We start from the raw sequence: 10,419 nt of genomic DNA, 5'->3' as shown, positions 1-10,419 counted from the left end.
ACAAGTTGAAGAAGTTTCATTGTCAAGGGTTGCATATTCACTGCCAGCTGTAATTGTCCACTCATAAACTGGATTGCCGGAGCCCTTTTTGTCAACTTTTGCAAATAGCGAAGTCTGTCCATTTGCGTTTATTGTACTTTCTGAAAGACTAATTGTCACATTGTTCAATTCGTCATCGTCGCTGTCTGTCTTGCATGCTGCTGCAAAAAAAAGCACTGCAAATAATGCGACAAGACTTAACAAAATTGCGCCGAATTTTCTTTTTTGAGAGTTTTTTTTCATCGATTACCTCGTTATAAATAAAATTCTGTCGTATTGATTGAATTTACTCTTTCCCTGAATTTGATGATAATCAAGAAAATGCCGGTTTTCTATATAAAACCTCGGATTTTTATATAAAATATGCTTTACAAAGAAGAATTAACTGTTATTTGAGATTTTTTAGAAAAACAAAAAAATGCGTTAGCGGCGGGAGGGGCGCGCAAAAGGCGCGTTGTGGAACGAAGTGGAACAATGCAAACCCCGGACAGAGCGGCGGCTGTTAAAAACAGCCGCAACGCCCAAAATATTTACAAATTACGCCAGTTCGTAAGTTTCGCCGTATTTTACAATCTGAACGTGCTTGTATCCGTTTTCTTTTAAATAGTTTTGCAGATATTCCTGGGCATCTTTTTCGCCGTGAACCAGATAGATTTTTTTAAGGCGGCTTGTATCAACCTGCTTGAGCCATCTTACAATTTCTTCGTAATCGGCATGAGCAGAAAATGCGTTGATTGTTTCGACATGCGCATTTACCTGATACCATTCGTCCATGATTTTTACTTCTTTTGCTCCGTCGCGGATTCTTCGGCCAAGCGTGTTTTCTGCCATATAACCGACTATCAAAATTGTGTTTTTTGGATCGCTTATGTTGTTTGCAAGATGATGCACAACGCGTCCGGCTTCGCACATTCCGTCTGCCGAAATTATAATCATAGGCCCGGATTTTTGGTTCAATGCCTTTGATTCGTCAACGCTCGTAACAAAACTTAGCTGGTCAAAGCCAAATGGATTTTTGTGCCTGTCAAGAAAGGCTTCTTCAACTTCGTGGCTGTAACATTCCGGATGAACCTGAAAAATACTTGTCGCGTTTACTGCCATTGGCGAATCTACGTAAATTGGAATTGAAGGAATTTTTCGCTGGTCTACAAGCATATGGAGGTAATAAACAATTTCTTGAGTGCGCTCAATTGCAAATGACGGAATTATGATTTTTCCTTTGCGGTCGATTGCCCGGCGAACCACTTTCCGCAGTTCTTCCATAGCGATTTCTGTGCCTTCGTGTTTGCGGTTACCGTAAGTGCTTTCCAAAAAAATGTAATCTGGCGCCGGAATTTTTACACTTGGGTCGCGGATAATCGGTTTTGAAGAACGTCCTAAATCGCCTGTATAGAGAATCCGCAGTTCGTCTTTTCCTTCGCGGCGGTCGTAGCCAGAACGGCGTTCAATTCCCGAATACTGGGCCTGCTCTTCTGCGGTGGCTTTTCGTCTGTCAGAAGTTTTACGTCTATCGGCTTCTTCACTTTCTGCCCGTTTTTCCAAAATCGAATTTTTCCAGCCAAAAAGTTTGTTCCAGATATTTATTTTGTTTATTGAATCAAATTTTTTTGACGCGCCGCGCTGTCCTTTTATCGTTATAAACGCAAATGCCGAACCCAAAATGTGCCCTGCGTCAAAAAATTCGAGTTCTACGTCTGGCGCAATGTACATCTGGCGGTTATATCCGAGCGTTACAATCTGATTCTCCGCCTTAATGCAGTCTTTTTCATTAAAAAGTGGCTGCCATGTAAATTTTTCGCCTTTTTTTTGGGCCTGTTTGCGGAGATATTCGGCATCTCGCGCCTGAATTCTTGCTGAATCCATCATTACGAGGTCGGCAAGGTCGCGTGTTGCAGGAGTTGCGTAAATATTGCCGTCATAGCCTTTTTTTGCGAGCATTGGCAAAAGACCGCAGTGGTCGTAATGAGCATGCGTTAAAATTACAGTTTCGATTTTATCGACTGGAATTTCAAAATTCCTGTTTTTTGCATCGGCAACAGCGCGTTTTCCCTGAAAAGCCCCGCAATCAACCATAAAAGCCCGGCCATCAATTTCAAAAATATGTTTTGAACCAGTCACTTCTTGAGCCGCACCAAGAGAATAACAAACAACTGACATAAAACCTCCCAAGAAAAAATCGCCAAAATTGACAGCATTTAATCTTTTTTAAATTTTTAAGATTCCTCTTGTTCAATTTTAAATCCGAAAAAACAAATTCTCAAGATTTTTTTATGACAGATTTCTTTTATGGCAAATATTCTGGTCTTATGTTCTTTAGCGCTTTAAAAAGTCTTTCTTTCTTTTTTCTGTCTCCGCCAGTCAAAAGTTCAAGCCGGCGGCGGGCATCTTTTCTTGTGCTGTTATCCTGATACGTGCAAGTACATGTCCATCCAAAATAGCCGCCTTTTTTAGAATGTTCAACAATTGTCTGAACGCCAGCGTAGCAAAGCGGGCGGATAATTTTTACAGGATATTTTTCGAGTTTTAGGGAAGGCGTCATTGTGCTGAGCTCGCCTTTATTCAAGGCATTCATCAGCAGAGTTTCTAAAATGTCGTCAAGATGATGTCCAAGCGCAATTTTGTTGAATCCGTTTTTTACCGCGAAGTTAATAAGTTCTTTTCGGCGCAAGTTTGAACACCAGTAACAGCTCATTTTATATCCGTCGCTCAAGCGTCCTGTTACATCTACAAAAATGGATTCTACAGGGACATTCCAGTCTTTAAAAAGTGTCTGAATGTCAGGAGGAAGTCCGCCGCCAAAATCTGTCTGAATATTCAATGCCAAAAATTCAAAATCGGAATTTTTTCTTTTTTGACGGTTTGCAAAATATTCTATAAGCGCAGTGGAGTCTTTCCCTCCAGATGCGCCCACAAGAATTTTGTCGCCTTTTTCAATCAGTTTATAGTCAAAAACTGCCTTGTCAATCAGATTGTATAAAAAAGGCTGCGGCATTTTACTGTCTTTCTACCAATGGTTCTTTTACAAGGCGATATTCTGCCGACAAGCCGTTTTTTAAATTTGCAATTGTAAGAATTTCTGTTCCATTTTTAACTGCCGGAATTACATAAAATTCTCCGTTAAAAAGCTGGATGTAGTCGTGTTCAAAAGACATTGCATCTGCTGGTCCCATCATTCTGGTCATGGCAAAACCGCCTTCGCCGTTTCCAATATTTTCTGAAAGCTTTATATTTCCATTAAAAATATTTACTCCAGCTTCTCCAGAAACAAAAAAGTCATCCTTTTCTTTTTTTAGGTTTAGCACAACATCGCAAATTGCCTGTGCTTCATCGTTTTTATAAAAAGAATTTATTCTCCATTTTCCTTCTATTGTACCCTGAGCCAAAATTTCTCCATTCTTTACTTCGATTTTATAAACTATTGTATCAAGCGCTTTGTCTGCTTCAAAAGGACGTTTGTAAACAAAAGTTAAATCCGTAGTTCCGTCTTTTAAGGCCTTCACCGAATATTCAAATTTCGAAGGCGCGCCTGTAATTCCATCTTTTCCAAGATATGTTACTTTTTCTTTTATGCTTACAATCTCTTCATTTGTAAGAGTGTTTTCCCAGGAATATCCGGTTGTTTCGTTTCCCTCAAGAACTATTTTTAGTTCTTTTGAATTGCCTGCGTCCAAACTGTTCTTTGTCGAAGCGCATGAACTTGCCGCAAAGGCTGCAACTCCTGCAAAAATCAAACTGAATAACGCTGGTGTTTTTTTCATTTTGTTACCTCATTAAATTTATTTTGTATCAGCTATATAAAATAAACAAAAAATCTTACGTAGAGCAACATCTATTACAATTATTTTATTATAAGGCTAGTCAATGTTAAAAGAACTTACTAAAAGCCGCGCGACAACCAGCATAAAAATGATTCTTTCTTTTGGAAAGGTTTTTGCCGGTTTAAAGACGTCAAAGCAGATTAGCGTTTTTTTGTTGCATAATACTTCCAAAGTTGATGATATGCAGTTTTCTTGATAAAAAACATATTTTTCCTGCGAAACTGAATCCAAAACGTTCGTATTGTCTAAATGTAAATAATCAAATTTATTAAAAAACGAAAAATAGTTTTCTTGCTTTAAAGCTTTTTCTCTAAAATTCTTTTCTGTGCGGCCTGCGCTGCAATAAAGTTTGTGTGTTGAATCATAAACCATAATCGTGCTTATGCCGAGATAATCGACTAATTTTTGAAGAATTTGCTGCAGTTCGTTTTTGCTCTTTTTTTCATGAATTGCTTTTAAAATTTCAAATACATCGTCTGCAGCTTCGTTGTAAAGCTGTCCGCTTGCAATTTTGTTTTCATTCTGTCTGTTCTGAATAAAAACATAGTCATGAAGCTCAGGTTTATAGATTATATAACAGTTGCGTCCTTTGTTTTTGGCAATGTAAAGGCATTTGTCGGCAAGATTAAAAAGCGAATCATAATCTTTTGTGTTTAACGGAAATCTTGCGACTCCCATTGAACAGGTTACGGTGCTGCCGGGTTCAATTGAAGTAATATTCCACTGAATTCCTGCGCGAATATTTCGCGTTATATTGCGAATATTGTCTTCTTCGGTTAAATCAAGCAAAACTAAAAATTCATCGCCGCCAATTCTTCCAGCAATTCCTTTTGTACCGATTGCGTCTTTTATACAATTGGCAACAGTAGTAAGAACCCTGTCACCAAAATTATGACCAAATGTGTCGTTGCATCCCTTAAAATGGTCAACATCAATTATAATCATTGAGCACGGAACTTTCTGTCCGTTGATTTTTTTGATTGCAATTTCGGTTATTGCCTTTTTGTTGTAAAGTCCAGTTAAACCGTCGTGACTTTCAACATAAGCATTTTCTGCAGGTGCAATTTTCTGTCCAAAATTTACGTAGCCAACGACAATTGTCTTTTTGCGCGTGCTTGCCCGAAGTGTATGAACCGTAAGCATTTTTTTGTCTGTCTGCAAAAAATTGTAGTATTTGCCAGTTTCTAAGTTGCGAATATTTGCAAGCATGGCAATAAGCTGCTTGCTTTCTTGTGTGTACATTTTGTTAATATGAAAAAAATTCTCGAAAAATTCTTTAAATTCATCGCAATTTCCGACAAATATAGTATTAAGGTCTTTTGTGTTTTTTACGGTGAACTTTTCACATTCGTAAATAAAATAATATGCATCGAAATTTTGAAGAAGAGTTGAATATTCCCTGCTTTCCAAAAGCGCTTTGTCTAAAATCTGCCGCGAATATGAAAGCTCTTCAATGCTTACCTCAAAAAGATTGTCGCCTGTCTTTATAACTGTAAAAATACAAGTTATTAAATAAAGCCTTGCCCTAAGTTTTGCAACAAAACTGGCAGATTCATTTGAAACTTCCGGATTAAAATTTGAAAGAAAATGCTTAAAATTTTCTGCGTCATTTTCTGAAAGGAATTCGGAAAGATTTATGCCTGAAACTTCTGTTTTACGAAGGAAAACAGAAAAAGTGCGGTTTCCTGCTTTTATACTTAAATCTTTATCTATGGAAAATGAGATGTCACTTATACGTCTTGCGTTTTGAACATCCAAGACCGCCCCCCCCCCCGCAAAAAAATGCGCCTTATTTCTTAGTTTAGCACAGTTTTCTTATAAAGCAAATAATTTTTTTATAACTTGCAAAAAAAATCAGTGCAAGGCCAGCCTAATCTTGAAAGAAAATTGCGCCTCAAATAAAAAATCGTTCATCTTGCTTGTTATGGCTCTGTTTTTTTACGATAATTGAACTATGACAAGAAATGACAGAAATCAACTAATTGTATGGTTTTGGCTTGGTGCTTTTATTTTGTTTACTCCGCGGCTATGCGCGCAGACAATGGCTGCAAACACGGAAAATGCCGCGGCAAACCGACAAACTTTTGTTGATTACGGGAAAAAATATATTGGCCGCCCTTATGTAAATGGCGCAATCGGCCCAAATTCTTTTGATTGTTCAGGATTGATTTATACAGTTGCAAGAGAATCTATCGGTTATCAACTGCCAAGAACCGTAAAAAGTATTTATTCGTTTTGTAAAATAATTGACGAATCTGAGCGCGAACCAGGAGATTTAGTTTTTTTTAAAACAACAGCTTCTGAAAATCCGAGCCATGTTGGGATTTACATTGGAAACGGTCAGTTTTTAAATGCGGCTTCTGATGGCCCTAACACTGGCGTAATTTTAAGTTCACTCAAAGAAAATTATTGGAAAGGCAAATATTACAAAACCGGCCGATTTTTGCCGCCTTCAAAAATTTTAGCCGAAAATAATACTGCTTCCAATAAAAACTTCGAATCCGTTTCTAAAGCCAATTTTTCTGGAAAAAACAACAATTCCAGCCAGACAAGCCGGCAAAATGGAAATTTTACGGACAAAATCGTTTTGGACGGAATGTTCTGTCTTGACTGGAACTTTTTTACTCCTGATAATTTTATGCTTACTTTCCGCGGAATTGCTGGAACTGTGCATGCAACTTACGAAGGAAAAAATCTAAAACCTGGAATCGGAACAACTGTGCGTTGGGACAGCGGAACTGGCGTAGTTCAATTGCCGTTGCTTTTTAGCCTTACAATGACCGACTATATGCGAATTTTCGCAGGTCCAGTCTTTACAATCGGAACTCCGTATCTTCCAGGAAACAACGACGAAAGAATAAAAGCTTCTGTTTTTCCAGGAATTTTGGGAATCAGTTTTAATTCACCTTCTTTTAAAGCTGGAAAAACCGACATAAGTTTTGAGCAAGATATTCACTACACAGTTTTTAATGACACCGATGGAAGCGCATTAAACGCTCTCAAAAGTTTTGCAACCGGACTTGTTTTTTCTTCTGGCGTGCGTGTAACCATTCCGTTGCGCGAATTGATTAAATAAAGAAAAGTTTTTGAGGAATTTATGAAATTTTTTAAAACCAAAATTTTTGCCCTTATAAGTTTTTCTCTTTTTTTAGTTTCGTGCTCGCCTTCAATTTCTGTCAAAGCAGAAAATTCTGACTCCGCAACAATCGCTTTTTCGGCGAATTTTTCGCTGTCGGCAAACGCAGCTTTTAAGGAGTTTCTGGATTTGGCTCAAGAAAATTCTGATTTAAACGAAAATGCAAATTCAACCCTCTTCTCAAAACAAGAACTTGAAAATTTTCTGATTTCCGCTGGCGCAAAAAATGTTTCTGCAAATGTCGAAAAAGACGGAAAAACAAGCGGCTCTGGAAAAATCGAAAATCTTTCTAAATCTCTTCTTGCTTCATCAAAAATTCTTTCAAAAACTCAGTCGTCGCTCACTTTTTCTTTGGGACCGGAACAATTCAAGTCAATTTACGAAAAACTGGACGAAGAAACTCAGGGCTATTTTGATCTTTTGATGATTCCGTGTCTAACCGACGAAAAAATGAATGTTGAAGAATACGAAAATCTTCTCTCTTTTGTCTACGGTCCGGACTTGGCAAAACAAATCGTTTCTCAAAATCTTCAAATTGAATTAAAAAGTCCCGGCTCAAGAAAAATTCTCTCTCAAAAAATCCAACTTGGCGAACTTTTAACACTCAACGAACAAAAATCGTGGTCAGTTTCGTGGTAATCCGTTAAAATAAAGCTATGGATACAGAAAACCGCTTTATTGCTCTCGAAACAAAAATTGCTTTTATGGACGATTTTATCAACAAACTTCAGAACGAAGTCGTAGAGCAGCAAAAATTGATTGAAATTCTGCGCGAAGAAAACAAAATTCTTTCAAGCAGAATTATGGATTTGTCGGAAAACATTGAAATTCCAAACAGAAAACCGCCTCATTACTAGATTTTTTAATCGAAGGACAGGATTATGGCAAATTTAAGCACAAACAAAAATACAAAAACAAAAAAAGATTTTGGCCACGAAAAAATTGAAATTCTTTATTCAGACGAAACAATCTGCGTAATCAACAAGCCTTCTGGGCTGCTCAGCGTTCCGTATCCTGGAAGCCGGGTCAGAACGGCGCAAAGCATTCTCGAAGAAATCATGCACAAAAACGGAACTTTCAGCAGTTCACACAGACCATTTGCTGTCCACCGCCTTGACCGCGACACTTCCGGCGTAATGCTCTTTGCTCTTACCGAAAATGCGCAGAAAAAAATTATGGACTCCTGGCATCAAATAATAACAGAACGGCTTTACCGCGCAGTTGCAGAAAATCCGCGCAGCAAAAAACTTATTTTGCCGAATTGCGGTTTAATCGATGATGAACTTGCATTTAACGCCCACAACGTTGGCTTCGTTCCAAGAGAATCCGAAAACTCAAAAAATAATTCCGACTCTTATGGCGAAAACCGCTGTTTTAAAACTGTTCCGGCACGCACAAACTATAAAATTTTGCAGTCAGGTCCAACACATACGCTTTTTGAACTTTCGCTCGATACAGGAAAAAAGAATCAGATTCGCGCTCATCTTGCGTCAAAAGGCTATCCTCTTGCAGGCGATGAAAACTACAGGGCAAGAACCGACCATTTTGGCAGACTTTGCCTTCACGCCAGAACTTTGGAATTTATCCATCCTTTTACGGGTGAAAAAATGAAATTTGAAGTTCCTGAACCAGAGGCCTGGCTCGAATACGTAAAAAGAGGCGATCCAAATCCAAAAACTCCGCTCTGGATTGAATCCTTAAAAAATTCTTTCGATAAAAAAGGCGAACGCTTCCACGGAAGACACGAAATTTCAGTGGATTTAGGTCAAAAACGCCTGAGCAAAAAAGATCGCGCCCATATGAATTTCATTGAAGCAGGAAAAAAAGAAAGAAAATAAAAAACTGGACGTTTTTGCGTTCAATTTCTCTATAATTCTCCAATATTTTGGATTAAATCTGTAGGTGTAAGAGCAAAATTATTTTTTATTTTGCAGGCAGCAAGAGAGTGGGCAAGGCAGGCTGTAATTGCGGCGTCTTTTGCTTCGTAATTTTGAGCCAAAAGCGCGCAAATCATTCCTGCAAGCGCATCTCCGCTTCCACCTTTTGCAAGCGCTGGAGAACCAAAACTATCAATAAAAAGATTAAAATCTTCTTTTGCAGAAAACACACCAATTGCAGAATTTGAGCCTTTTGCAACCAAAACGGATTCAGGAAAGCGCCGGCAAAACTTTTCGACAAGTTCAGAACGCCGAAAAATACATTCATCAACACTGTAATTTCCAAAACCGCAAAGCCTCAGAAGTTCGGAAAATTCTTTTGGATGAGGAGTCAAAACACAGCCTTTTGGGCGCCTCTCCAAAATTTCAAGAATCAACGGAGAATATAGAATATCCGCATCGAGCACACAGCGCACATCTGGCGAATCTAAAAGAAATTTTGCATAAAATTCAGTGATTTTTTCGTCATAGCCAAGTCCCATTCCAACGCAAAGCGCGCTAAGCCGTGGACCAAAATTATTTGCTACAAGAAATTCCATCGAAAGACCTGGAATTGGAGTTTTTGAAAAATTCTCCTCTGGACGAATAAGAGTTACAAGACCTGCTCCAAATTTTAGGCAGGCATTTGCTGCAATAATGCTCGCTCCGGATTTTTCGCCGCAAGCAATATAAGCGTTTCCAAAGCTTCCTTTATTTACAAGATTGTCTGTCCGATACGGCAAAATCATATCTTTTTGTTCAAGAAGGAAAAGATTTTTTTGACTTTCTTCCAAATTTTCAGCAGATTTTTCAAAAAGTTCTCTCGAAATGCCAAGTTCGCAAACCTTTATTTTTCCTGTAAAATTTTTTGCCATGTCGCTGTAAAGACAGAATTTTTGCGCGCCCATTGTAAGAGTAATATCAGCCTTAAAAACAGATTGCGCCAAAGTTCCGTCGGCATGAAGTCCTGTCGGAACATCGCAGGCAATTTTTAAACATTCTGAAGAATTTACAAAAGCAAGAAGCTTTATGAGTTTTTCGCCGGTTTGATCTGTAAATCCGCCTTTAAAACCGCTCCCAAAAATGCAGTCTACAACAACAGCCGAATTCAAATTTTCTGAAAAAAAACTGTCCGGTTCCAAAACCGAAACTCCGCACAACCTTGCGCGTTCAGCCTGCAAAACACAAAGTAACGATGAAGGCTTGCTGCACTCAAAAACATAAGTTTTAAAAAAAACAGAAATCAGTCTGGCCAGCGCATAGCCATCGGCACCGTTATTGCCGCTTCCGCACAAAATTAAAACTTTCTGAATTTTTCTAGTTAGCGAAATAGAGCAAATTTCGTTTTTAATGGCAACAGCCGCATTTTCCATCATAATTTCTTCGGAAAGAGCATATTTTTGTCGGCAGACACAATCCAAAGCGCGCGTATCATAAAACATTTTTTGCATAAAAAAATTATAGCACGAAAAAACAAAAAATGTGAAAAACTAATTTTACGTGTGCGCGC

The 10,419-nt window shown here is 38.3% G+C and carries 10 protein-coding genes; 4 read left to right on the top strand and 6 right to left on the bottom strand.

Annotation, left to right across the window (positions count from 1 at the left end):
• From B2X33_RS06910 to B2X33_RS06890, 5 genes are all read right to left on the bottom strand, one after another.
• Window positions 1-282, bottom strand: a 282-nt coding sequence (locus B2X33_RS06910; protein ID WP_296668582.1) for a hypothetical protein, incomplete at its 3' end; no start/stop codon positions are given.
• Window positions 283-576: 294 nt separating this feature from the next.
• Window positions 577-2,196 (bottom strand): MBL fold metallo-hydrolase RNA specificity domain-containing protein, encoded by a 1,620-nt coding sequence (locus B2X33_RS06905; RefSeq protein ID WP_296668580.1) that lies wholly within the window; start codon window positions 2,194-2,196, stop codon window positions 577-579.
• Window positions 2,197-2,323: 127 nt separating this feature from the next.
• Entirely contained in the window at window positions 2,324-3,031 is a 708-nt protein-coding gene (locus tag B2X33_RS06900; protein ID WP_296019448.1) for a tRNA 2-thiocytidine biosynthesis TtcA family protein, read from the bottom strand.
• A 1-nt stretch (window position 3,032) separates the two neighbouring features.
• Window positions 3,033-3,797 (bottom strand): protease inhibitor I42 family protein, encoded by a 765-nt coding sequence (locus B2X33_RS06895; protein ID WP_296668578.1) that lies wholly within the window; start codon window positions 3,795-3,797, stop codon window positions 3,033-3,035.
• A 96-nt stretch (window positions 3,798-3,893) separates the two neighbouring features.
• Window positions 3,894-5,615, bottom strand: coding sequence for a GGDEF domain-containing protein (locus B2X33_RS06890; protein WP_296668576.1), 1,722 nt, complete (start codon window positions 5,613-5,615; stop codon window positions 3,894-3,896).
• A 283-nt stretch (window positions 5,616-5,898) separates the two neighbouring features.
• Here B2X33_RS06890 and B2X33_RS06885 point away from each other — a divergent pair, with 283 nt between their 5' ends.
• Genes B2X33_RS06885 through B2X33_RS06870 form a run of 4 tightly spaced genes read left to right on the top strand, consistent with a single transcriptional unit; the run spans window position 5,899 to window position 8,831 of the window.
• Window positions 5,899-6,933 carry a C40 family peptidase gene (locus B2X33_RS06885; RefSeq protein ID WP_296668574.1) on the top strand — a complete coding sequence of 345 codons (1,035 nt, stop codon included), beginning with the start codon at window positions 5,899-5,901 and terminating at the stop codon, window positions 6,931-6,933.
• Window positions 6,934-6,954: 21 nt separating this feature from the next.
• Complete coding sequence (locus B2X33_RS06880; protein WP_296668572.1) at window positions 6,955-7,632, top strand: hypothetical protein; 678 nt, start codon at window positions 6,955-6,957, stop codon at window positions 7,630-7,632.
• Window positions 7,633-7,649: 17 nt separating this feature from the next.
• A complete protein-coding gene (locus B2X33_RS06875) occupies window positions 7,650-7,850 on the top strand; it encodes a SlyX family protein (protein WP_273329324.1) in 201 nt (66 codons plus the stop codon).
• A gap of 24 nt (window positions 7,851-7,874) precedes the next feature.
• Complete coding sequence (locus B2X33_RS06870) at window positions 7,875-8,831, top strand: RluA family pseudouridine synthase (protein WP_296668570.1); 957 nt, start codon at window positions 7,875-7,877, stop codon at window positions 8,829-8,831.
• 29 nt (window positions 8,832-8,860) lie between these two features.
• On the opposite strand, the gene B2X33_RS06865 is transcribed toward B2X33_RS06870, so the two are convergent.
• Window positions 8,861-10,351 carry an NAD(P)H-hydrate dehydratase gene (locus B2X33_RS06865; protein ID WP_296668568.1) on the bottom strand — a complete coding sequence of 497 codons (1,491 nt, stop codon included), beginning with the start codon at window positions 10,349-10,351 and terminating at the stop codon, window positions 8,861-8,863.
• Between the last annotated feature and the right edge of the window lie 68 nt (window positions 10,352-10,419).

Source organism: Treponema sp. UBA785 (assembly GCF_002297065.1).
In the GTDB taxonomy this organism is placed as follows: domain Bacteria; phylum Spirochaetota; class Spirochaetia; order Treponematales; family Treponemataceae; genus Treponema_D.
This window is presented reverse-complemented; position numbering and strand designations above follow the sequence as displayed.